This is a genomic window from Streptomyces sp. NPDC030798 (genome assembly GCF_055572275.1).
Genome location: NZ_JBVIDR010000011.1, coordinates 271675 through 293416, shown reverse-complemented (window position 1 = coordinate 293416; position 21742 = coordinate 271675). Strand labels below are relative to the sequence as shown.

The 21742-nt window shown below is 71.4% G+C and carries 30 protein-coding genes; 17 read left to right on the top strand and 13 right to left on the bottom strand.

Annotation, left to right across the window (positions count from 1 at the left end; all coding sequences use genetic code 11):
- Positions 1–59: 59 nt before the first annotated feature.
- The 4 genes from ACZ404_RS25670 to ACZ404_RS25655 all read right to left on the bottom strand — a co-directional run bounded on the left by ACZ404_RS25670 (position 60) and on the right by ACZ404_RS25655 (position 3454).
- Positions 60–335, bottom strand: coding sequence for a hypothetical protein (locus tag ACZ404_RS25670; protein ID WP_468443696.1), 276 nt, complete (start codon positions 333–335; stop codon positions 60–62).
- A gap of 28 nt (positions 336–363) precedes the next feature.
- Positions 364–1422, bottom strand: a complete 1059-nt coding sequence (locus ACZ404_RS25665; protein ID WP_468443694.1) for a S1C family serine protease — start codon at positions 1420–1422, stop codon at positions 364–366.
- A gap of 145 nt (positions 1423–1567) precedes the next feature.
- Complete coding sequence (locus ACZ404_RS25660; protein ID WP_468443692.1) at positions 1568–2590, bottom strand: LacI family DNA-binding transcriptional regulator; 1023 nt, start codon at positions 2588–2590, stop codon at positions 1568–1570.
- 84 nt (positions 2591–2674) lie between these two features.
- Positions 2675–3454, bottom strand: coding sequence for a response regulator transcription factor (locus ACZ404_RS25655; protein ID WP_468443690.1), 780 nt, complete (start codon positions 3452–3454; stop codon positions 2675–2677).
- A gap of 180 nt (positions 3455–3634) precedes the next feature.
- On the opposite strand from ACZ404_RS25655, the gene ACZ404_RS25650 reads away from it, so the two are divergent.
- From ACZ404_RS25650 to ACZ404_RS25640, 3 genes are all read left to right on the top strand, one after another.
- On the top strand, positions 3635–4495 hold the full coding sequence (locus tag ACZ404_RS25650) for an alpha/beta hydrolase (RefSeq protein ID WP_468443688.1): 861 nt from the start codon (positions 3635–3637) through the stop codon (positions 4493–4495).
- A gap of 70 nt (positions 4496–4565) precedes the next feature.
- Positions 4566–4820: a MoaD/ThiS family protein gene (locus ACZ404_RS25645; RefSeq protein ID WP_468443686.1), complete on the top strand. Its 255-nt coding sequence runs from the start codon at positions 4566–4568 to the stop codon at positions 4818–4820.
- 4 nt (positions 4821–4824) lie between these two features.
- Positions 4825–5970 (top strand): hypothetical protein, encoded by a 1146-nt coding sequence (locus ACZ404_RS25640; protein ID WP_468443684.1) that lies wholly within the window; start codon positions 4825–4827, stop codon positions 5968–5970.
- On the opposite strand, the gene ACZ404_RS25635 is transcribed toward ACZ404_RS25640, so the two are convergent.
- Both ACZ404_RS25635 and ACZ404_RS25630 read right to left on the bottom strand, forming a co-directional pair.
- Positions 5967–6164 carry a DUF397 domain-containing protein gene (locus ACZ404_RS25635; protein WP_468443682.1) on the bottom strand — a complete coding sequence of 66 codons (198 nt, stop codon included), beginning with the start codon at positions 6162–6164 and terminating at the stop codon, positions 5967–5969. The genes ACZ404_RS25640 and ACZ404_RS25635 overlap by 4 nt on opposite strands.
- A complete protein-coding gene (locus tag ACZ404_RS25630; RefSeq protein WP_468443780.1) occupies positions 6146–6988 on the bottom strand; it encodes a helix-turn-helix domain-containing protein in 843 nt (280 codons plus the stop codon). Before ACZ404_RS25630 ends, ACZ404_RS25635 begins: the two co-directional genes overlap by 19 nt.
- A gap of 168 nt (positions 6989–7156) precedes the next feature.
- Between ACZ404_RS25630 and ACZ404_RS25625 the strand changes: the two genes are divergently transcribed.
- Positions 7157–7558, top strand: coding sequence for a hypothetical protein (locus tag ACZ404_RS25625; protein ID WP_468443680.1), 402 nt, complete (start codon positions 7157–7159; stop codon positions 7556–7558).
- A complete protein-coding gene (locus ACZ404_RS25620; RefSeq protein ID WP_468443678.1) occupies positions 7555–7788 on the top strand; it encodes a hypothetical protein in 234 nt (77 codons plus the stop codon). Before ACZ404_RS25625 ends, ACZ404_RS25620 begins: the two co-directional genes overlap by 4 nt.
- Before the next feature lie 68 nt (positions 7789–7856).
- On the opposite strand, the gene ACZ404_RS25615 is transcribed toward ACZ404_RS25620, so the two are convergent.
- From ACZ404_RS25615 to ACZ404_RS25600, 4 genes are all read right to left on the bottom strand, one after another.
- Positions 7857–8144, bottom strand: coding sequence for a DUF1416 domain-containing protein (locus ACZ404_RS25615; RefSeq protein WP_009189358.1), 288 nt, complete (start codon positions 8142–8144; stop codon positions 7857–7859).
- A 45-nt stretch (positions 8145–8189) separates the two neighbouring features.
- Positions 8190–9035 carry a sulfurtransferase gene (locus ACZ404_RS25610; RefSeq protein ID WP_468443676.1) on the bottom strand — a complete coding sequence of 282 codons (846 nt, stop codon included), beginning with the start codon at positions 9033–9035 and terminating at the stop codon, positions 8190–8192.
- A gap of 140 nt (positions 9036–9175) precedes the next feature.
- Complete coding sequence (locus ACZ404_RS25605) at positions 9176–9256, bottom strand: Ms5788A family Cys-rich leader peptide (protein WP_350751515.1); 81 nt, start codon at positions 9254–9256, stop codon at positions 9176–9178.
- 212 nt (positions 9257–9468) lie between these two features.
- Positions 9469–10206: an LmeA family phospholipid-binding protein gene (locus tag ACZ404_RS25600; protein ID WP_468443674.1), complete on the bottom strand. Its 738-nt coding sequence runs from the start codon at positions 10204–10206 to the stop codon at positions 9469–9471.
- A gap of 125 nt (positions 10207–10331) precedes the next feature.
- On the opposite strand from ACZ404_RS25600, the gene ACZ404_RS25595 reads away from it, so the two are divergent.
- Positions 10332–10592 (top strand): DUF3099 domain-containing protein, encoded by a 261-nt coding sequence (locus ACZ404_RS25595; RefSeq protein ID WP_468443672.1) that lies wholly within the window; start codon positions 10332–10334, stop codon positions 10590–10592.
- A 15-nt stretch (positions 10593–10607) separates the two neighbouring features.
- On the opposite strand, the gene ACZ404_RS25590 is transcribed toward ACZ404_RS25595, so the two are convergent.
- Positions 10608–10970 carry a DsrE family protein gene (locus ACZ404_RS25590; RefSeq protein ID WP_345278900.1) on the bottom strand — a complete coding sequence of 121 codons (363 nt, stop codon included), beginning with the start codon at positions 10968–10970 and terminating at the stop codon, positions 10608–10610.
- 181 nt (positions 10971–11151) lie between these two features.
- Here ACZ404_RS25590 and ACZ404_RS25585 point away from each other — a divergent pair, with 181 nt between their 5' ends.
- The 6 genes from ACZ404_RS25585 to ygfZ all read left to right on the top strand — a co-directional run bounded on the left by ACZ404_RS25585 (position 11152) and on the right by ygfZ (position 16009).
- Entirely contained in the window at positions 11152–11865 is a 714-nt protein-coding gene (locus tag ACZ404_RS25585; protein WP_468443670.1) for a hypothetical protein, read from the top strand.
- The gene (locus ACZ404_RS25580) at positions 11862–12692 is read left to right on the top strand and encodes a hypothetical protein (protein ID WP_468443668.1); all 831 of its coding nucleotides are present in this window, start codon (positions 11862–11864) and stop codon (positions 12690–12692) included. Before ACZ404_RS25585 ends, ACZ404_RS25580 begins: the two co-directional genes overlap by 4 nt.
- Positions 12689–13774 (top strand): hypothetical protein, encoded by a 1086-nt coding sequence (locus tag ACZ404_RS25575; protein WP_468443666.1) that lies wholly within the window; start codon positions 12689–12691, stop codon positions 13772–13774. Before ACZ404_RS25580 ends, ACZ404_RS25575 begins: the two co-directional genes overlap by 4 nt.
- Positions 13775–13988: 214 nt before the next feature.
- Entirely contained in the window at positions 13989–14564 is a 576-nt protein-coding gene (locus ACZ404_RS25570) for a heme-binding beta-barrel domain-containing protein (protein WP_468443664.1), read from the top strand.
- A gap of 32 nt (positions 14565–14596) precedes the next feature.
- Entirely contained in the window at positions 14597–15034 is a 438-nt protein-coding gene (locus ACZ404_RS25565; protein WP_468443662.1) for a Fur family transcriptional regulator, read from the top strand.
- A gap of 9 nt (positions 15035–15043) precedes the next feature.
- Entirely contained in the window at positions 15044–16009 is a 966-nt protein-coding gene (gene ygfZ / locus ACZ404_RS25560) for a CAF17-like 4Fe-4S cluster assembly/insertion protein YgfZ (RefSeq protein ID WP_468443660.1), read from the top strand.
- Between the two features lie 14 nt (positions 16010–16023).
- Here the strand turns inward: ygfZ and dtd are convergent, their stop codons facing one another.
- A complete protein-coding gene (gene dtd / locus ACZ404_RS25555; protein WP_159534242.1) occupies positions 16024–16449 on the bottom strand; it encodes a D-aminoacyl-tRNA deacylase in 426 nt (141 codons plus the stop codon).
- 157 nt (positions 16450–16606) lie between these two features.
- On the opposite strand from dtd, the gene ACZ404_RS25550 reads away from it, so the two are divergent.
- The 3 genes from ACZ404_RS25550 (at position 16607) to ACZ404_RS25540 (ending at position 19759) form a co-directional block, all read left to right on the top strand.
- Positions 16607–17212 carry an RsiG family protein gene (locus ACZ404_RS25550; RefSeq protein WP_468443657.1) on the top strand — a complete coding sequence of 202 codons (606 nt, stop codon included), beginning with the start codon at positions 16607–16609 and terminating at the stop codon, positions 17210–17212.
- 62 nt (positions 17213–17274) lie between these two features.
- Entirely contained in the window at positions 17275–18516 is a 1242-nt protein-coding gene (locus ACZ404_RS25545) for a GNAT family N-acetyltransferase (protein ID WP_468443655.1), read from the top strand.
- 400 nt (positions 18517–18916) lie between these two features.
- A complete protein-coding gene (locus ACZ404_RS25540; RefSeq protein WP_468443653.1) occupies positions 18917–19759 on the top strand; it encodes a winged helix-turn-helix domain-containing protein in 843 nt (280 codons plus the stop codon).
- An 18-nt stretch (positions 19760–19777) separates the two neighbouring features.
- On the opposite strand, the gene ACZ404_RS25535 is transcribed toward ACZ404_RS25540, so the two are convergent.
- Positions 19778–19966: a hypothetical protein gene (locus tag ACZ404_RS25535; RefSeq protein ID WP_468443651.1), complete on the bottom strand. Its 189-nt coding sequence runs from the start codon at positions 19964–19966 to the stop codon at positions 19778–19780.
- 131 nt (positions 19967–20097) lie between these two features.
- Here ACZ404_RS25535 and ACZ404_RS25530 point away from each other — a divergent pair, with 131 nt between their 5' ends.
- Both ACZ404_RS25530 and ACZ404_RS25525 read left to right on the top strand, forming a co-directional pair.
- Positions 20098–20979 (top strand): winged helix-turn-helix domain-containing protein, encoded by an 882-nt coding sequence (locus ACZ404_RS25530; protein ID WP_468443649.1) that lies wholly within the window; start codon positions 20098–20100, stop codon positions 20977–20979.
- Positions 20979–21728, top strand: coding sequence for an HAD family hydrolase (locus ACZ404_RS25525; protein ID WP_468443647.1), 750 nt, complete (start codon positions 20979–20981; stop codon positions 21726–21728). Before ACZ404_RS25530 ends, ACZ404_RS25525 begins: the two co-directional genes overlap by 1 nt.
- The last annotated feature ends 14 nt before the right edge of the window (positions 21729–21742 follow it).

Genomic DNA, 21742 nt, shown 5'->3' with positions numbered 1-21742 from the left:
TCTCAGCGTCGCATGTTTCCGGGCCGGGAGGTGCGTACGCCTGCCGGGCTGGGGCGCCCTCAGACACCGAGGGCGCTCAGCTCCCGCACCGCGGTCAGGTGCTGCACGGTGCTCAGCCGGTGGACGGCGTTCAGGCGGTGCAGCGGCACCTTGCGGCGGTGCGGACGGGCGGCGGAGGTGCGCAGGCCCATGAGCTGCTCGGGGACGGGGGTGACCTCGGGGGCGCGGGGGGCGGGGGCCGGGGTCGGGGCGTGCAGTTCCTGCACCACCGCCAGGGCCAGGGTGAGGGCGGCCGGGCCGCCCGCGGGAACCGTGTGCGAGACCTTCTTGATCATGACGTACTCCCTGCTGTGGAGCGGCCGGTCAGCTGGTGGAACCGGACCGCAGCTTGGCCAGGTCGGACTTGACGGTGTTGACGGGGATCGCGAAGCCGAGCCCGATGCTGCCCGCGTCGGAGGACGAGGAGGACTGCCGGCTCGACGAGTACATCGCGGAGTTGATGCCGATGACGTCGCCGTTCGCGTCGATCAGCGCGCCACCGGAGTTGCCGGGGTTGAGCGAGGCGTCCGTCTGGATCGCCTTGTACGTCGTCGTGGAGGAGCCGGTGTCGCCGTTGAACTGGCGGCCGCCGAACTGGAACGGCCACTGGCCGTCGCCGCCCTGGCCCTGGCCCTGCCCCTGGTTCTCGTCGGTGGAGACGGTGACGTCCCGGTCGAGCGCGGAGACGATGCCGCTGGTGACGGTGCCGGTCAGGCCCTCGGGGGAGCCGATGGCCACGACCGTGTCGCCGACCTGCACGTCGGAGGAGTTGCCGAGCGAGGCCGCCTTGAGCCCGGAGGCGCCCTTGACCTTGATCAGCGCCAGGTCCTTGGAGCTGTCGGTGCCGACGACCTCGGCGGTGTAGCTCTTGCCGTCGCTGGTGCGCACCTTGATCGTCGAGGCGCCGGCGATCACGTGGTTGTTGGTGACGATCTCGCCGCCGGAGGTGATGATCACGCCGGAGCCGGTGGACGAGCCGTCGCTGAGGGTGGCGTTGACCTCCACCACGCTCGGGCTGACCGCGGCGGCGATCGCGGCGACGTTGCCCCTCTTGCCGGCGGGCACCACGGGGGTGGCGGCGGAGGCGACCGTGTCCTTGCCGGTCAGCTCCTGGAAGGCGTACGCCGTGCCGCCGCCGACCGCCGCCGCGACGATCGCCACCGCCGCGAGCAGCGCCATCGGTCCCCGGGCGCGCTTCTTCGCGGGCTGCGAAGCCGGCTCGGGGGCCACCGCGGCCGTGGTGTCCGCCGCTGCCGTCGGGGGCTGGTACGGCGGCGGGGGCGGCCACTCCGGGTTCACGGGAGCGGAGTAGCCGGGCTGAGCGTAGGTACCCTGCGGGTTCTCGTACTCGTACTCGCCGCTGCGGCGGATGCTCTCGTTCATGACAAACAGAGTCCCCCGCGACCATGAGAGCTTCCTGAGTGCTCCCTGAGAAGCCCGGCAGAACCTTGTTTGCCCGATATAAAGGCGCCTCTCGCGGCTTGGAGCGGGCTCTCAGCCGCTCCTCATGCACGATCCCGGCGAGCGCTCAGACGCAGCCGCAGGACGTGCGGACCACCAGCCGCGACGGGAACGTCTTCAGCCGCTCGCGCCGCGACCCGGCCACCCGCAGCCCGTCGTCCAGGACCAGGTCGACCGCCGCGCGGGCCATCGCCGAGCGGTCCGAGGCGACGGTGGTCAGCGGCGGGTCGGCGAGCGCCGCCTCCTTGATGTCGTCGAACCCGGCCACCGCCAGCTCGCCGGGCACGTCGATGCGCAGCTCGCGGGCGGCCCGCAGCAGGCCGATGGCCTGGTCGTCGGTGGAGCAGAAGATCGCCGGCGGGCGGTGGGGGCCGGCGAGGACCTCCAGGCCCACGCGGTAGGCGTCGTAGCGGTTGTACGGTGCCTCGAACAGCCGGCCCTCGGTGGACAGGCCCGCCTCGGCCATGGCCCGCCTCCAGCCCTCGACGTGGTCGGAGACCGGGTCGCCGACGGCAGGCGTCTGAGCGGTGCCGCCCATGCAGGCCACGTAGTCGTAGCCGTGCTCCAGCAGGTGGCGTACGGCGAGCTGGGCGCCGCCGAGGTCGTCGGTGACGACGGCGACGTCGTCGATGGCCTCCGGGCGCTCGTGCAGCAGCACCACACGGGCGTCCCAGGCCTCGATCTCGGCGGCGGCGAGGTCGTTCAGGGCGTGCGAGACGAGGATGAGCCCGGAGACGCGCATGCCGAGGAAGGCGCGCAGGTAGTGCACCTCGCGCTCGCCGATGTAGTCGGTGTTGCCGACCAGGACCATCTTTCCGCGCTCGGAGGCGGCCTGCTCGACCGCGTGCGCCATCTCGCCGAAGAAGGGCTGGCGGGCGTCGGGGATGATGAGGCCTATGAGGTCGGTGCGGCGCGAGGCCATCGCCTGGGCGACCCGGTCGGGCCGGTACCCCAGCTCCTTGATCGCCGCGAGGACACGCTCGCGCGTGGCCGGGGCGACCGGCCGGGGTCCGTTGTTGATGACATAACTGACGACGGCGGTGGAGGTTCCAGCCAGCCGTGCCACGTCATCCCGAGTCACCTTGGCCACGCGCGGAGTCTACGCGGATGGACCCGCGCTGGGCAGGGCGTATCGCATGCCGGGCGGGACGTACGGCGCCCTGCCCGGCGGCCCTCAGGCGTCCGCGTGGAGCTCGGAGCCGTCACGCACGGTGGACGTGTCCGAATCTTCCGACTTTGGCCGGTCTTTTTTGACCTTCGCCTCGTCGGTGGACCGGTCGCCCTTCTCGGGCGTAACGAATCGATAACCGACGTTCCGGACGGTTCCGATCAGCGACTCGTGCTCCGGGCCGAGCTTCGCGCGCAGCCGCCGTACGTGCACGTCGACCGTCCGGGTGCCGCCGAAGTAGTCGTAGCCCCAGACCTCCTGCAGCAGCTGGGCGCGGGTGAAGACCCGGCCCGGATGCTGGGCGAGGTACTTGAGCAGCTCGAACTCCTTGAAGGTGAGGTCGAGCACCCGGCCCTTGAGCTTGGCCGAGTAGGTCGCCTCGTCCACGGAGAGGTCGCCGTTGCGGATCTCCATCGGGGAGTCGTCGTTGACGATCTGCTGCCGGCCCATGGCGAGCCGGAGGCGGGCCTCCACCTCGGCCGGGCCGGCGGTGTCCAGCAGGACGTCGTCGATGCCCCAGTCGGCGGTGACGGCGGCGAGGCCGCCCTCGGTGACGACGAGGAGGAGCGGGCAGCCGGGGCCGGTGGAGCGCAGGAGCTGGCACAGGCTGCGCACCTGCGGCAGGTCGCGGCGGCCGTCGACGAGGATCACGTCGGCGCCCGGCGTGTCGACGAGGGCGGGGCCCTCCGCCGGTGCGACCCGCACGTTGTGCAGCAGCAGGCCCAGTGCGGGGAGCACCTCCGTCGACGGCTGGAGGGCGTTGGTCAGGAGCAGCAGAGAACTCATACGTCTGGTTCCTCCTCGGTCCCTGCGAGGACGTGTGCGGTACGGCACTGCCTGCGATCCCGAGAGCCCCGTACACCCGCGGTCACCTGAGGTTTCCCGCTTCGTATACAACGCTTCCGAAAGCACAAAAGGACCCGGGGGCTTCGCTGCCCGAGTCCTCTGCCCAGCAGAATAGCCCACATGAGCAACGGTCCGGCAGGTCATGTGGCGCGTTCCACCGTTCGTCCGCATTCCGAGACGGGCGTCGGGGCCCCTATCCGGACGTTTCTGCGCACGACCGACGGTGTGGCCGTCGATTCCGTATACGATCCCGGCCCCGCCGTATACGAACCGCGCGACCACGATCCGGACACCGCGGGTTCGGCCTCCCGCGGCCCGGTGTTCGTGATCGCCCACGGCTTCACCGGGGACGTGGACCGTCCGCATGTACGAAGGGTGGCCGCGCGGCTGGCCCGTTACGGCGCCGTCGTCACCTTCTCCTTCCGGGGCCACGGCCGCTCCGGCGGCCGGTCCACGGTCGGCGACAGGGAGGTGCTGGACCTGGCCGCCGCCGTGGAGTGGGCGCGCGGCCTCGGGCACGCGCGCGTGGTGACCGTCGGCTTCTCCATGGGCGGCTCGGTGGTGCTGCGGCACGCGGCCCTGCACCCCGGCACGGTGGACGCGGTGGTCTCGGTCAGCGCCCCCGCCCGCTGGTACTACCGGGGCACGGCCCCCATGCGCCGGCTGCACTGGCTGGTCACCCGGCCCGAGGGCCGCCTGGTCGGCCGCTACGGCTTTCGCACCCGCATCCACCACCGCGACTGGGACCCCGTGCCGCTCTCCCCGGTGCAGGCGGTCCCCCGGATCGCCCCGATCCCGCTGCTGATCGTGCACGGCGACCGGGACGGCTACTTCCCCCTCGACCACCCCCGGATGCTGGCCGAGGCCGCCGGTGAGCACGGCGAACTCTGGGTGGAGCCGGGCATGGGCCACGCCGAGCACGCGGCGCGGGAGCCCCTGCTGGACCGGATCGGGGACTGGGCCGCAGCCAAGGCGGGCTAGCCTGACACCATCTGTCTTCTGTCTCTGTCTTTACCTGCCGTCTTCCACCTGCCGTCGATTGAGGAACGAGATGCCCAAGGTCACGGTGCGCTACTGGGCCGCCGCCAAGGCCGCGGCCGGGGTCGCCGAGGAACCCTGCGACGCGGACACGCTCGCCGAGGCGCTCACCGCCGTGCGCGAGCGACACCCCGGTGAACTCACGCGCGTGCTGCAGCGATGCTCGTTCCTCGTCGACGGTGACCCCGTGGGGACGCGCGCGCATGAGACGGTACGACTGGCCGAGGGCGGCACGGTCGAGGTGCTCCCGCCGTTCGCAGGAGGGTGAGGCGATGAGCAACCAGCCGCATCAGGGGGGCCCGTACGAGGGCTACGACCCGTACCAGCAGCACCAGCACCAGCAGCAGTGGTTCGCCCACGAGCAGCAGCAGTCCTACGACCCCCAGCTCACCCAGCAGTGGCAGGGCCAGACCTGGGAGACCCAGACCCACGCGCAGCAGCCGGCCGCTCCGGAGACGGCGTATCCGCCGCCGCAGGAGCACCCGTACCAGCAGCAGCCGCAGCAGCAGTACGCGGCGGGCCCCTACGCGCAGCCGCAGGTCTCCGAGCCGCAGGTCTTCGAGCCGCAGGCCGCGCAGCCGTACCCGCACGCGGAGCCCGTCGCCGCACCCGGCACGTCCGCCCCGGAGTACGGCCCGTCGACCCTGGCCGGGAACTCCCGCATCACCGACGCGCAGCGGGCCCGCCTGGAGGGCCGCTCCCCGATCATCGAGCCCGGCATGCAGCCGGCCCTGCTCACGGCCGTCCTCGGCCTGCTGCTGGCCCTGACGGCGCCGATCGCCTCGTACGCCCTCGTCGTGCCGCTGGTGCTGCTCCAGGCGGTGACGGCGGCGGGCTGGTTCCGGCTGAACGGCATGTGGCCCGCCCGGCAGGGCATCGCGCTTGCCTTCGCGGGCGGCCTCGCGGCCGACGCGGCGGTCCTGGCGGCTGGCCGCGACCACGCCCCCGCCGCGATCCTCGGCCCCCTCGGCGTCTGGGTCCTGCTCTCCCTCGTCCTGCAGCTCCGCTCGCACGCCTCGCCGGACGAGCGCATGTACGGCCTGATGGCGACGGTCGCCTCGGCGGCACTGACCATCCTGGCGACGGGGTACCTCGCCGCCGACACCCACGCGGTCTCCGTCGGCGCGGCGGCGGTCGCGGTGGCCGCCCTGGCGAGGGCGCTGCCGCTCCCGACCCCGGCCTCGGTCGTCGTGTCGGTACTGGCCGCCGCGGGCGCGGGGATCGCCGTGGGCGGCGTGACCGGCCTCGGCGCCAAGGGCGCGGCGCTCGGCGGCGCCGCCGCGGTGTGCGCCCTCATCGGCCACCGCGTCGCCGGCTACGACTACCCGTCCCGCTTCGTCCACTTCACCGCGGGCGTGGCGCTGCCCCTGTCGGCGGCGGCACCGGTGGTGTGGGTACTGGGCCGAGCCCTCGGCTAGCCGCGCTTGACCCCGTCCACGAAGGCGGCCCAGGCTCCGGCCCGGAAGAGGAGGGTTCCCTGTGCGGGGGCCTTGCTGTCACGGACGGGGACGAGGGAGGGGACGTTGTCGGCGACCTCTACGCAGTCGCCGCCGCTCGTGTTGCTGTAGCTGCTCTTGCGCCAGGTCACACCGCTCAGGTCGATGGCTCGCACCGCGTTTCCTCCAACATTCGCAGGATGAACTTGCGCGACTCGGCCGGTGGCAACGCCAGGTCACGCATCGCATCGTACCTACGCTGCAGCAGCTCAACTGAGCCGTTGTCTTCTACCAGTTCACCGCGCAGGTCGTTCTCGGTGTAGGCGATCGTGCGGCCGTCGAGCAGCCGCAGGAACTTCACAGCGGTGTTCATCAAGCCGTGCAGGCCAGCGCTGAACGGCAGCACTTGGAGGGTGATGTTCGGGCGCTCCGCGGCCTCCGCCAGGTACGCCAACTGCTCCCGCCAGGCCTCCGCGTCGCGCAGCGACGTGTGCAGCACCGCCTCGGAGAGAATGACGCGGAACGGCGGCGGGTCGTCGCCCTCCAGCAACTGCCGTCGTCCGAGACGCGCCTCGACCTGCTGATCCAATTCCGGACCCTTGAGCCAGCCCGCACCAAGTGCCTCGCGCGCGTACCCGGCCGTCTGGAGCAGTCCGGGTGGTGCGCTCACCGAGTAGTGCCACAGGCTGATCGCCTCGGACTCCAAGATCATGTACCGCCGGTACGGCTCTCGGAACTGACTCGGATCCGCCATCGCCAGCTCCCACAGCGTCACCAGCAACCCCGGTGTCCCGTAGTACTGGTCCAGCGCCTGTACGACCTCGGGGCCGCCCAGCGTCCGCCCGCTCTCCATCTTGCTCAGCTGGGACGAATCCCAGCCCACGTCCTTGGCGAGGTCCCGCAGGGTCAGGCGGCGCTCGCTTCTGAGGCGTCGCAATTCCTCGGTGAACCGCCCCCTCGGCTCCTGACTCCGGCCCGTCAACACCAACCGCTGCGGCATCGCGCTCCTGTTGAATTTGTTGAATTTGGCAGGCCCAGCGTTGAATTTGGCCCCCTCAGCAGCACAAACGCCCTCCGCGTGCGCCATGCTCTTGAGCACCGCCCGAACACACAGCGTAGCCGCAGCCTCGCGCTGCGCACATGCGTTCAAGGAAAGGAGCTGGCTGCTGTGCCAACGAAGTCGGAGCCCCTCGAACCCGGATCCCTCCTCTACGACCCGGCGACCGACAAGGTCGGTGAGTACCGGGATCGAGCCGGCCCCTACGTGATGCTCCGGCCGGTCGGCGGGGGAGTGGAGTGGGAGGCCGATCCGGCGAGACTGCGTCCGGCCACGGACCGGGAGCGGCTCGGCGCCGGCGTCCGGGCCGCCAACCGCCGCACCAGGACGGTGCCGTCGCTGCCCCCGCCCCTCGACGACGACAGCCGGCCGCCGCGTCCCGTCCCCGGCTGTGCCGCCTGCGCGGAACTGGCACAGCGGCGGGAGGCCGCTCGGGCGGTGTACGACCGCAGCGCCGAGACCGACGCGAACGTCCTGCTGCGCCAGCACCAGCGGCAGGAGCACCGGGCATGACGGCCGCCGGGGGCCTGCCGTACGAGGAGTGCAGGCGGTGGCAGCGGCAGAACGCGAGGCCGGACAGGACGGTGACCCCGTGGCCGGCCTACGCGCTGCCGCCGTTCCGGCCCGATGCGCACGGTGTCCCCGGCGGGGCCGCCCCGCCACCCGGGCCGGCCGCCGCGGGGCTGCTGCGCCGCTGCTGGGCGTGGGTACGCCGAGGTCCGTCGCGTCCCGCGAGCCCCTGAACGCCGGAGGGCCGTACCCCCACCCGGTGTCCAACCCAGGGGGTACGGCCCTCCAGCGGAGCGCGAGCTCAGACCGCGATGGCGACCTCCGCCAGGCCACCCTTCTGAGCGACGACCGTGCGGTCGGCCGTGCCGCCCGGCACCAGCGCGCGGACGGTCCACGTGCCCTCGGCCGCGTAGAAACGGAACTGTCCGGTCGCGGAGGTCGGGACCTCCGCGGTGAACTCGCCGGTCGAGTCGAGCAGACGGACGTAGCCCGTCACCGGCTCGCCGTCGCGGGTCACCTGACCCTGAATCGTGGTCTCACCGGGCTTGATCGTCGAGGCGTCCGGGCCGCCGGCCTTCGCTCCACACATGCTGTTTCTCCAGAGGGGTCTGACCAGAAGGTCGGTCGGGATGGGTTACTTGCCGGCGCCGAGCTCGATCGGCACGCCGACGAGGGAGCCGTACTCGGTCCAGGAGCCGTCGTAGTTCTTGACGTTCTTCACGCCGAGCAGCTCGTGCAGCACGAACCAGGTCAGGGCCGAGCGCTCACCGATGCGGCAGTAGGCGATCGTGTCCTTGGCGAGGTCCACGTTCTCCTTGGCGTACAGCTCCTTCAGGTCCTCGTCGGACTTGAAGGTGCCGTCGTCGTTGGCGTTCTTCGACCACGGGATGTTCTTCGCGGACGGGACGTGACCCGGGCGCTGCGACTGCTCCTGCGGCAGGTGGGCCGGGGCGAGCAGCTTGCCGGAGAACTCGTCGGGGGAGCGGACGTCGACCAGGTTCTGCGAGCCGATCGCGGCCACGACGTCGTCGCGGAAGGCGCGGATGGCCTTGTTCTGCGGCTTGGCCTTGTACTGCGTCTTCGGGCGCTCGGGCACCTCGTCGCCGGCGACCAGCTCGCGGGCGTCCAGCTCCCACTTCTTGCGGCCGCCGTCGAGGAGCTTGACGTTCTCGTGGCCGTACAGCTTGAAGTACCAGTAGGCGTAGGACGCGAACCAGTTGTTGTTGCCGCCGTAGAGGATCACCGTGGTGTCGTTGGCGATGCCCTTCTCCGACAGGAGCTTCTCGAAGCCCTCCTGGTCGATGAAGTCGCGACGGACCGGGTCCTGCAGGTCCTTGGTCCAGTCGATGCGGATCGCGTTCTTGATGTGGTTCTTCTCGTAGGCGGACGTGTCCTCGTCCACCTCGACGATCGCGATGCTGGGGTCGTCCAGGTGCTCCTGGACCCAGTCGGCGTCGACGAGGACGTCGCTGCGGCTCATGCTCTTTCTCCTCCGGGGCAGTTGCGGCGGGGCGTGCAAGTAGAGGGTGCGGCTCTCCGGGTCCGGTGTCGGTCCGGGGCGGCGCAGGGGTGCCCTTCCAGCCAGGGCGGGGGTGAGACGCGGAAGTCGGGGACTTTCGCTCAGAAGGGGCGACAGAGCATGGCGGCAACGCGGCACAGGTCCACTGCCCGCCGCTTCGTGAGATCCGCCTGTCGCTTCATGGGCTCGATCGTAGGGACGTCCGGGCGGACATGTCACCGGCGTGTCGGATGTTGAGACACGATCGTCCGAATGGCGGGACGAGAAAAGCGCCCGGGCCGTCGCGGGACGGCCTCCGGGCGCTTGTTCCGGTCGTCACATCTGCTTGACGGACGGCGGTGTCTCGACTGGCGGACACGCGCCGGTCCGGCACCGGCCACCGCCGGCCGAGGTACTACCCCGCCAGCTTGACGTCCGAACCCTTCACGGTGATCTCCACGCCGTCCCGGGCGGCCTGCACCTTGTCCAGCTCGACGCCGCCGGGGAGCTGGTCGATGGCCTGCTGGAAGTCGGTGATCTGCCGGATGCGGCCCTCGGCGATGTCGGCGCCGCCCAGCTTGGGCAGGGCGTCGGCGTGCACCTTGACCTTGTCGTTCTCGACGGTGACCGAGCTGAGGACGTAGACCGGGTTGGGCAGCTTGGTACCGAGGACCGTGCCCTCCACCGCGACCTTGATCTTGCCGTTGCCGCCGTCGGAGAGGCCGACGACCCGGGCCGTGACCCCCGGGGCGACCTGGGTCGGCTCGGACTTGGCGGTCTTCAGCAGCTCGTCGTAGGAGATCAGCGCCGTACCGGTGGCCGTGGCCGCGGTGGCGGAGCTGTAGTCGCCGGAGAAGGAGACGCCCTTCATGTCGGCCTTCAGGTCGTCGATGCGGATGGTCCGGCCGTTCGTCCCGGTGTCCGCCTGGTAGTCCTTGATGCCGATCTCGACGTCGTCCAGTGAGCCGCCCGCCACCTGGGTGAGGAACGGGAAGCCCTTGATGTCCACGTCCGGGGTCGACGCCAGGTTCTCCGTCGCCTTCAGCTTGTCCGCGGCCTCGCCCTCGGCGAAGTGCACGGCCACGCGGTCCGCGATCACGAAGAGCCCGCCCAGGATCACGACGAGGATCAAAATTATTCGCAGGGCGCGCATGAGGTCTTTCCCCCGGATCGGTGTGGGTGTGCGGTGGTGCACGGCTACGTCACGGTAACTCCGCGGGGCCGGTGGGGTGGCGGATTGTCGATCAGTTGTGACAGGTGTGGGCCTACCCTGGAGGTATGTACGCGAGGCGGCGTCATCAGTACTTCGCCATGATGGGGACGTGCATCGGCCTCTTCGTCCTGGCCTGGGGAGTCGTGCGCCTCTGGTCGGTGCCGGCCGCGGTCGGCATGTGCCTCGTGGCCATGGTCATCCCGCCGGTCGCCGCGATGATCGCGAACCGGCGCGGCCCGGACGACCGCTGGTGGGACGACCCCTCCGGCGACCCCAAGTCCGACGAGTGGTGGGACGAGCTGGACGGCAAGAAACGACGCCAGTGACCCCCGGCGTGCCGGTCAGTAGACGAGCGCCTGTGTCCCGTCCGCCATGGCCTCCTGCACGAAGACCTGCGCGCCCGCGATCCGTACGCCCTCCAGGACGTCCTTCTCGGTGATCTCGCGCCGGGCGGCGCACTGCGTGCACAGCGTGATCCGGCCGGCCGCGAGGATCGAGTCGATCAGGTCCGGCAGCGGTGCGGCGTGCGGCAGCTCGAACTCGGCGGCGCGGCCCGGCAGCGCGAACCAGGACGACTCCCCGGTCAGCCACAGCGACACCTCGACCCCGCTGGCCACGGCCACCGCGGCCACCGTGAACGCCTGCGAACAGCGCTCGGGTGCGTCGGCCCCGGCGGTCACCTTGATCACGAGCTTCTTCGCCATGCCCGAATCGTAATCTCCGCGCCTACAACTCCAGGTCCCGGCGGTGAGTCTGCTGTGCAGCGTGGATGCGGAATCCATGCTTCCCGTTCTGTGGGGGGACGTCTTGGAAGAACCCGAAGAGAGACCTGGCGCGCTGGATGCGCCAGTTGCGCCAGTTGCGCCAGTTGCGCCGGATGCGCCCGTGGCGTCCTGGCCCCGCCGGCGCGGCCGGACGGCCGGGTTGATCTGCGCCGCGGCCCTGCTGGGCCTGGTCGCCGGGACCTGCGCCGGGTACGTGGTCCAGGCCGGCCGTGAGCCCACGAAGCTGCCGCCGCTGTCGCAGCCGGCGCTCAAGCAGGCCAAGGGCGAGGTCGCGCCGCTCTCGGCCGCGCAGGATCCCAAGGTCAGGACCGACGGCGACCTGCGCAAGCTGCTGCTGCACAAGCCGCGCGGCACGCGGGACGCGGGCTGGGTGCCGCGCGACCACTGGATGGACCTGGCCGAGTACGCCGGTGAGTACACCGACCCGGCCGACAAGTTCGGTGACCTCGTGACGGACCAGTTCCGCCGGGCGGCCGTGACCGGCTGGAAGGACGGCAGCGCGTACCTCGTGGACGTCCGGCTGGTCCAGTACCGCCAGGACGACTCCATGGCGGCGGCCGATGCCAGCAACAACCTCGAGTCCTTCGCGGAGAGCCAGGCGGACACCGACAGCTGGGCCATCCCCGGCACCGGGGACGGGCAGGCGTACGTCCACCGCCGGGCGGAGAGCAAGTCCGGATACCTGCCGGTGTACAGCGCCGAGGCGCACGCCTGGCGCGGGGACATCGCCATGGAGATCTGGATCTACGGCAACAGGCCGATCCCCAAGAAGACGATCATGGACCTGGCCGAGCGGCAGATGGAGCGGCTGTGACCGAGAACGAGAAGGAGCAGCCGCAGCAGGTCGAGGGTGCCGGGGCGGTCGGGATCGCCGAGGCCGCGACTCCTCCCGGTCCCCGCCCCCGTGGCCGTGTCGCCGCGGTTGTCGGGGCCGTGGTCCTGGCCGGGGCCCTCGTCGCCGGGGTGGGGTACACCGTCGTCACCGTGCACGGTGCCGACCGCGACGCCGGGGCTCCCACCTGGAAGCTCCCCAAGGTCACGGCCGCCGAGGGCAAGAAGTCCAAGCGGCACGGGCTGGCCGCCATGCTCGTGCCGTACGGGACCGAGCAGTGGGTCCGGGGACCGGACATCGGTGAGTTCGGCTCCGACGCACAGCTCAGCGGCGCCCAGGCGACGGCCCTGCGCAAGCAGTCGGTGAGCGGCCTGCCCCGCTCCCAGCGTCTGCGGGTGGAGCGGCAGATCGACCGGCAGCACCTCAAGGGCATGGCCATGCGCAGCTACTTCAGCGGCGGCACGGCACCCAACGCGTGGAACGACGGCATCTCCTCGGCGAGCGTCGTGCTGTCCGAGATGGGGGACAGGGGTGCGGTCCGTTCCATCTCGACGTTCCAGAACGCGCTCCTCGACGCCCTGGGCGGCCTGCGCGAGGGCCCGAAGATCAAGGGCCACGACAACGCCAGGTGCTTCCGCTCGCCCAAGGGCACCGACAAGGACCTCGACATGATGCTCTGCTCCGGCTACGTCGGCGACATCCTGGTCACGGTGACCGCGGATGCCGCCCACCCCATCGACGGCGGCGAGGTCGCCGACCTCATGCGCCTCCAGCTCGACCGCATAGCCGAACCGGGAGAGGCCGTATGAGCACCCAGCAGACACCCCAGGGCACTCCGGAAGAGACCGCGGGCCGGCCCGCCGAGACACCACCCGAGCAGGCTGCCGTGCAGGTCGTGGGGCAGACGGGTGATCCGGCAGAGCGGCCCACCGGTGAACCGGTCGTGGCGTCCGTCGGGCAGGGTGCCGGGGAACCGGTCGTGGCGTCCGTCGGGCAGGGCCCAATGCAGCACACCGTGCCGCTCGCTGGGCAGGCCGCCACGGCGCCCACCGTGTTGCCCGCCGGGCAGGCGGCGTCGTACGTCGGGGTTCCGCCGCTGCCCGAAGGGCCGCCGCAGGTGGGGCGCAAGGAGCGGCGGGGGTTGCGGGCGGTGTTGCGGTGGGGGGCCGCCGTTGTTGTCTTCGCTGCCGTCGGGGCGGGCACGGCGTTCGGGATCGGCCGGATGGACCGGACGGACGTCCCCGGGCTGGCCACCGCATCCGACGGCCGCTGGGACTACCCGGAGCTGACCAGGCCGCCCCTGCCCGCCGGCAGCCCCGCCCCCTTCGCCGAGTCGAACCAGTCCGGCTCCCACTACGCCGACCTGCGTGCCCTCCTCCTGCCCGCGCCCGCGGGCGCCACGGAGGACAAGGCGCTGCGTGGCAGGGCCGGCTGGCTGCCGACGGAGAAGTTCCTGGCCGAGTTCGCGCTCAAGGACGACCGGGACCGGCTCCGGCAGAAGCTCACCGACAACAGCCTGCGGCACATCGCCGCCCGCGGCTGGACCACCCCCGACGGCACCCGCACCCGCATCTATCTGCTGCAGTTCGGCTCCGCGAACGTCGTCGAGAACCAGTTCGCCAGCGACAACGTGCCGTACAGCACCCCGGCGTACCGGATCCGCGGCGCCGGCGACGCCGTCTACGACGAGCACTTCCCCGAGGCGGCCGCCGTCTCCCGGACCGGCCGCACCGCCTACCTCGAACCCAAGCCGTACGGCGCCGAACAGGTCCGCCAGGCCTACGTCGCCGCCGGGGACGTCTACGCCGTGATCCTGCAGTCCCGCAAGGGCGGCGCCCGCGCCGTCCCCTTCCAGCAGACGGTCACCCTGCAGACCGAGCTGCTCGCCTGAGGCCCACCTCGGAAGGAGGGCCGCGCCCCGGCCGCGTAAGCTGGGGCGCGGCTCTGTCGTACGCCCACCCTCGCTCAAGGAGCACCCGTGGAGATCTTCTTCGAAACCCTGCTGGTCCTGGTCTGCGTCGGCGTCCTCGCCTTCGCCGGACTGACCGTGAAGAAGCTGTACCAGGGCCAGCGCTGACCACTCCCACCCAGGAACACTGCCCCTCATGATCGAGATCCCGTCCGACCTGCACAAGGACCTCGTCCCGCTCGCCTTCCTGCTCGGCAACTGGGCCGGCGCGGGCGTCCACGACTTCCCCGGCTCGCAGAAGTGCAACTTCGGGCAGGAGGTCACCTTCACCCACGACGGCCGTGACTTCCTGGAGTACCACTCCCGCACCTGGGTGCTGGACAACGACGGCAACAAGGTCCGCCCGCTGGAGTCGGAGTCCGGCTTCTGGCGCATCGACGCCGACCGCAAGGTCGAGGTGACGATGACCCGCGACGACGGCGTCGTCGAGATCTGGTACGGCGAGATGGCCGACAAGAAGCCGCAGATCGACCTCGTGTCGGACACCGTCGCCCGCACCCCCGACGCCGCGCCCTACAGCGGCGGCAAGCGGCTGTACGGCTACGTCAAGAGCGACCTGATGTGGGTCGGCGAGAAGCAGACCCCCGAGGTCGAGCTGCGCCCCTACATGTCCGCCCACCTGAAGAAGGTCGTCACCCCCGAGGAGGTCGAGCGCTGGGCCAAGGCCCTCCCGGACGACCTGCCGGACGACGGCATCGCGTTCTTCAAGTGAGCCCCGCCGCCCGGTAGCCCTAGACTTTCGGTGTGGTGAGCACCGACTGGAAGAGCGACCTCAGGCAGCGCGGCTACCGGCTGACGCCGCAGCGGCAACTCGTGCTCGAAGCCGTGGACACCCTGGAGCACGCGACCCCCGACGCCATCCTGGGCGAGGTGCGCAAGACGGCCTCGGGGGTCAACATCTCCACCGTCTACCGCACGCTGGAGCTGCTGGAGGAGCTGGGCCTGGTCAGTCACGCCCACCTCGGCCACGGTGCGCCCACCTACCACCTCGCCGACCGGCACCACCATCTGCACCTGGTGTGCCGCGACTGCGAGAACGTGATCGAGGCGGACGTCGACGTGGCGGCCGAGTTCACGGCGAAGCTGCGGCAGCAGTTCGGTTTCGACACCGACATGAAGCACTTCGCGATCTTCGGCCGCTGCAAGGACTGTTCGCTGAAGAGTTCAACTACCACGTCGTAGGCTTGCCGTATGAAGAGCCCCCTGCTGTCCCTGCCCGGCGCCGTCCCCGCCGAGGGTGCGGACGAAGGCGTCGCCGCGCACTACGGCGACCTGTTCCGTGAGCAGCGTGCCCTCGCCGACGGCACCGGATTCGTCGACCTCTCCCACCGCGGGGTCGTCACCGTCACCGGCGAGGACCGCCTGAGCTGGCTGCACCTGCTGCTCACCCAGCACGTCAGCGAGCTGCCCGCGGGCGAGGCCACCGAGGCGCTGATCCTCTCCGCGCACGGCCACATCGAGCACGCGCTGTACCTGGTGGACGACGGGACGACGGTCTGGGCCCACGTGGAGCCGGGCACCCAGGACGCGCTGATCGCGTACCTGGAGTCGATGAAGTTCTTCTACCGGGTCGAGGTCGCCGACCGGACGGCCGACATCGCGGTCGTGCACCTGCCGGCGGGTTCGATCACCGAGGTGCCCGAGGACGTCGTCGTACGCGAGACGGCGTACGGCCGCGATCTCTTCCTGCCCCGCGCCGACCTGGAGTCCTTCGCGGCGAAGTCCGGCCCCGCGGCCGGTCTGCTCGCCCACGAGGCCCTGCGCGTCGAGCACCACCGCCCCCGCCTCGGCTTCGAGACCGACCACCGCACCATCCCGCACGAGCTGGGCTGGATCGGCACCGCGGTGCATCTGCAGAAGGGCTGCTACCGCGGCCAGGAGACGGTGGCCCGGGTGCAGAACCTGGGCAAGCCGCCGCGCCGTCTGGTCTTCCTGCACCTGGACGGCAGCGAGGTCCACCTGCCGGTCCACGGCACCGAGATCCGCGTCGCCGACGACGGCCCCGACGGGCGCAGGATCGGCTTCGTCACGACCTCGGTGCGCCATCACGAACTCGGCCCGATCGCCCTGGCCCTGATCAAGCGCAACGTCCCGGTCGACGCGCGGCTCCTGGCCGGCGAGACGGCCGCCGCCCAGGAAGTGATCGTCGAGCCCTAGCCGGCCGACAGGGCCTAGATCTCCAGCAGCACCGTGAAGGGCCCGTCGTTCGTCAGGGACACCCGCATCCGGGCCCCGAAGCGGCCGGTGGCCACCGTCGCGCCGAGGGCGCGCAACTGGGCCACCACCTCGTCCACCAGCGGCTCGGCGACGTCGCCGGGGGCCGCCGCGTTCCAGGTGGGGCGGCGGCCCTTGCGGGCGTCACCGTAGAGGGTGAACTGGCTGATGACGAGCAGCGGGGCGTCGACGTCGCTGCAGGACCTCTCGTCCTGCAGCATCCGGATCGACCACAGCTTGCGGGCCAGCTGGGCCGCCTTCTCCTTGGTGTCCTCGTGCGTCACGCCGACCAGGACGCACAGGCCCTCGCCCTCGATCGCGCCCACCGTCTCGCCGTCCACGACGACGCTCGCACCGTCCACCCGCTGTACCACCGCACGCATGCGGACCATCATGCCGGGTGGCCCGGACGCGGACACAGGGACCCCATTATTGATCCTTAAGGGCCATCTGGGGCCGTTCGGGGGCACTCGGTCACATAGCGGCCAGTTGGGGTGGCACGATGCTCCCACACGCCGGTCGAGGGGACGGTCACAGCACATGAGCACACCGAGTGTCAGCGGGTGGTTGGGCACTCACCGCCCGCCCGTACAGCGCGGCGACGGCCCGACGGGCCCGGTCCCGCCCGCCGAGCCGCCGGAGCCCGACCTGGCCCGGCTGAGCCTGCCCGAACTGCGCGCCCTGCGCCGCGACGCCCAGCGCGACGAGGCCGACCTCAGCTATGTGCGGCGGCTGCTGCAGGGCCGCATCGACATCCTGCGCGCGGAACTGGCCCGGCGCGGCCGGGTGGCCGTGCCCGCGTCCGTGCCGGCGCCGGTGGACGCCTCCCTGGTGGAGCGGCTGCCGGAGATCCTCACCGACGCCCCGGCCCGCCAGCGCTCCTCGGCCCGCCACGTCACGCTCGGCACCCCGCACAGCGAGGAGTACGGGCAGCTGGCCGCCGAGATGCTCGCCGAGGTCGAGCTGTCGGACCTCGAGGCCCGCACCGACCTGGAACTCAGCACCGCCATGGGCCGCCTGATCCGCTACGAGCAGGAGATCTCCGGCCACCGCCAGCGCCTGCAGCGCACGACCGACGACTGCAGCGCAGAGATCGCCCGCCGCTACCGCGAGGGCGAGGCCCAGGTCGACGACCTGCTGACCTGAGGGGCCCGGCCCCGGGGGAAAACCGGGCGACACCGTCCGGGCCGCGCGCCTACGGTGGCCCCATGTCGAACGACGTCCGTACCGTCACCGAGGCCGACTTCGAGGACTGGCACCGCGCCCTGAGCGTCGGGTTCCTGCACGAGCCGGGGCTGACCGAGGCGCAACTGGAGGCACGGCGACGGCAGTTCGTGCCGGGTCGGCTGCTCGGCGGCTACGAGGGCGACCGCTGTGTGGCGACCTTCCGCTCCTTCCAGCAGGAGCTCACCGCGGTCGGTGGCACACCGGTGCCCGCGGACGCCATCTCCAACGTCACCGTCAGCCCCACCCACCGCCGCCGCGGCCTGCTGACCCGCATGATGAGCCGGGACCTGGCGGCGGCGAAGGAGCGCGGCGACGTCGTCGCCACCCTGATCGCCGCCGAGTACCCGATCTACGGCCGCTTCGGCTTCGGCCCGGCCACCTGGACCACCGAGTGGACCGTGGAGGTGCCGCGCGCCGGACTCGACCCGCGCTGGTCCGGTCCCGAGGACGGTGGCCGGATCGACCTGGTGGACGGCGAGGACGTCCGCAAGCTCGGCCCCGAGTTGCACGAGCGGGTGCGCCGCGCCCAGCCCGGCGCGGTCAGCCGCAGCGAGCTGTGGTGGCAGGTGCAGACGGGCGCGGTCGTCTTCGGCCGGACCTGGACCGAGCCGTTCTACGCCGTGTACCGCTCGGCGACCGGCGAGGTCGAGGGCATGGTGTCGTACGAGTCCGACGACACCTGGGAGGGCAAGCAGCCGCTGCAGACGGCCGACGTCAACTGGCTGATCGCCGCGACCCCGGCGGCCGAGCGCGCACTGTGGCACTACCTGTGCTCGATCGACTGGATCACCCGGGTCAAGAGCGGCTGGCGCGGCCCGGACGACCTGCTGCCGTTGCTGCTGCCGGACCCGCGCGCCGCCCGCACGGTCGCCCACGCCGACTGGCTGTGGGTGCGGATCCTGGACGTCGTACGGGCCCTGGAGGCGCGGACGTACGAGGGGACGGGCGCGCTGGTGCTGGAGGTCGTGGACGCCGACGGGCTCGCCGGGGGCCGGTTCCGGCTGGAGGCCTCGCCCGAGGGGGCGTCCTGCACGCCCGCCGACGGCGCCGGCGCCGATCTGACGCTGCCGGTGGGTGAGTTGGCCACCGTCTGGCTCGGCGACGAGTCCCTGCTGCGGCTCGCGGCGCTCGGCCGGGTCCGGGAAGAACGAGAGGGCGCCGCCCGGAAGGCCGACGCCCTGCTGCGCACGCCCGGGCGCCCGTGGTGCCCGGACATCTTCTGACCGCTTCCCCTCTCGCGTCGATCCCGACTGTCCATCCGTAGCGAGCTGTTCAGTTGTGGCTGTGCGGGCTGTTCAGTTGTGGCTGTGCGCTGCGATGTTCGGTTGTGGCTGTGCGGGTGGTGCCGTGGCGGCTGTGCGCTCCGGTGACCGCCCCTGGTCCGGGCTCCCGGCTCCCCTCCGGAAGGGAGCCCGGTCGGCCAACCACCGGGAAGCTTGACCATGTCGTTCAAGTTGGCTACCAACTTCTCTGTACTTATCTCCGCTTGGATGCGTCTCATAACCACCTTCCACAGAACTGCCGCAAGATGGCGCGAAGTTGTAGTGTCTTTCTGTGGACCTGGAACACGCCTCCGCCAGTGAACGGAAGAGGCCACAGCGGGCACGCACGTCACACCGCGAGGTGGCCGACGAACTGCGCGCCCGGATCCGGTCCGGGGTGCTGCGCCCGGGGCAGCGCATGCCCACCCAGGCCAAGCTGGCCGACGAGTTCGGGGTCGAGCGCGGTGCGGTGCGCCAGGCCCTGCGCATCCTGCAGTCCGAGCACCTGCTCACCAATGTCTCCAAGGGCAGCCCCGCCACTGTGGCCGCGCTCCCCGGGCAGCGGCTCCGTCCGGCGGCCGGCCCCACGGCACCGCCGCAGCCCACCATGGTGGGCCTCGCCCCGCGGATCGCGGCCGCCTTCGCCGCCCCGCACGTCGAGATCGACGCCCTGTGCCTGACCGCCGTCTCGCTCACCCTGGCCATCGGTGAGCCGCTGCGGCAGATCCACGCCGGACAGCTGAAACCGGCCAAGATCGACGTGCGGGTGCTGCTGCCCAGCCGGGACATCGACCTCGCCTTCCCGGCCCCGGTGGACGCCGCCGACACCGGCCTGCTGCACCGCCGCTGGCTCGCCCAGCGCAACGCCCAGGGGCAGGTGCTGCGCAACAACCTGCTGGCGTTGCGCACCACGCACGGCATCGAGGTGCACGTCTCCTTCCGGGCGCTGCCCTTCACCCCGCCCGTGAAGCTGTATCTGCTCAACGGCGCGGAGGCGCTGTTCGCGTACTACACGCTCACCCGCCGCGAGCGCGAGATCGACCACGCGCACCTGCAGCTCTACGACACCGAGGGCACGCGGTCGATGCTGTTCCCGTTCGCGCAGGGCGCGGACCTGCGCGACACGACGTTCGTGGAGCAGTCCCACCTGTGGTTCGACGCGCTGTGGGAGACGATCAGTTCGGACCTGGTGCTCAGGCCGTAACGCCGTCGTGGGCCCGCCTCAGAGGGCCGGGCCGGCGAGGAGTACCGCGAGCAGCACGGCGCCGGCGGAGCTGACCGCCGGGCTCTTGGCCTTGATGCCCACCGAGAGCAGCAGCAGGCCGACGAGGCCGGCGGCGCCGTACTTCCACTGGACGAGCTGCTCGAAGCCGACGACGAAGAGAGCGGAGAGAAGCGCGAGGGCGGGCATGGTGGTTCCCCCTTTCGGTCTGCCAACTCCGACCAAGTTGGCAACCAACTATGATTAAGTTGTCCCCACTTGGCGCATACTCGCAAACAACTTCGCAACAACTCCCTTTAGATGGATCAGGGTTGTAGCGTTTGGTCGTGACCCAGGAGAACGTGGCAGTGAACGGCAGCAGAAGGCTCACTCCCCAGGAGATTGCCGACACCCTGCGGGACCGCATCCGCTCCGGCGACCTCAAGCCGGGCGACCGCCTGCCCACCCAGGCCGAGCTGGCCGAGGAGTTCGGCGTCGAGCGCGGTGCCGTGCGCCAGGCCCTGCGGGACCTCGCCGACGACGGACTGCTCAGCAACGTCAGCAAGGGCAGTCCCCCCCGGGTCGCCGGCCCGGCCCCCACCCACGACGAACCCCAGCCGACGATGGTGGGCCTCGCCCCCCGGCTGACCGAGGCGTTCTCCGCCCCGCACGTCCGCATCGACGCCGTCTGCCTGACCGCGCAGAGCCTGATCCCGGCGCTCGGCGAGCCGCTCCGCCTGATCCACGAGGGCCGGCTGCGCCCCGACCGGGTCGACGTCCGCATCCTGCTGCCCTCCCGGGACATCAACCTCGCCTTCCCGGTCTCCGTCGACACCCCCCGCGCCGAGGACGACCCGGTGCACCAGCGCTGGCTGGCCATGCGCAACGCCCAGGGGCAGGTCCTGCAGTACAACCTGCAGGCGCTGCGCTCGACCCACGACATCGACGTGAACGTCACCTTCCGCGCGCTGCCCTTCACCCCACCGACCAAGCTGTACCTGCTCAACGGCGCGGAGGCGCTCTTCGCGTACTACATGGTCACGCGCCGCGAGGAGCCCACCGACCAGGGCACCCTGGAGATGTACGACACGCTCGGCTCGGAGTCCCTGCTGTTCTCCTTCCAGAAGCGGGCCGGTCAGCGGGACGCGGCGTTCGTGGAGCAGTCCCAGAAGTGGTTCGACGCCCTCTGGGAAACCATCACCACGGACCTGACACTCTTCTAGTGACTTCTGAGACGACGACTGACACCACGACCGGTACGGCGGCCGGCCCGGCCGCGCAGCTGCGGGACCTGCTCCAGCACGCCCGGGTCGTCCTGTGGGACTTCGACGGGCCCATCTGCCGCCTCTTCGCCCAGCACAAGGCGGAACGGGTGGCGGTCGACCTGGTGGAGTGGCTGGCCGGGCGTGGACTGCACGGCCTGCTGGACGACACGGAGCGCGACTCCCTGGACCCGCAGGTGTTGCTGCGCGCCGTGGACCGCAGGCGCCCCGGCAGTGACCTGGTCGCCGAGCTGGAGGAACGTCTCACCAAGGAGGAGGTGCGCGCTGCCGGTACCGCGCTGCCCACCGCCTGGGCCGACCCCGTGATCCGCACCTGGACCGCCGTCGGCTCGCGCCTGGCCATCACCACCAACAACTCCCCGCGGGCGGTCCGCGCCTACCTGGACAGCCGGGGCCTGACCGCCTGCTTCGCGCCCCACCTCTACGGCCGGACCGCCGACCTGCACCTGCTCAAGCCCGACCCGTACTGCCTCAACCAGGCCCTGAACGCGATGGGCGCCGCCCCCTCGGCCGCCCTGATGATCGGCGACTCCCCCTCCGACCTGGCCGCCGCCCGCGACGCGGGCGTGCCGTTCCTCGGCTACGCGCGCAACGAACGCAAGGCGAAGCTGTTGCGGGAGGCCGGGGCCGAGCACATCGTCGGCTCGCTGGAACCGCTGCTGCTGACCCTGCGGACCCGGCGACCGTAGCCGAGCGGGGCCGG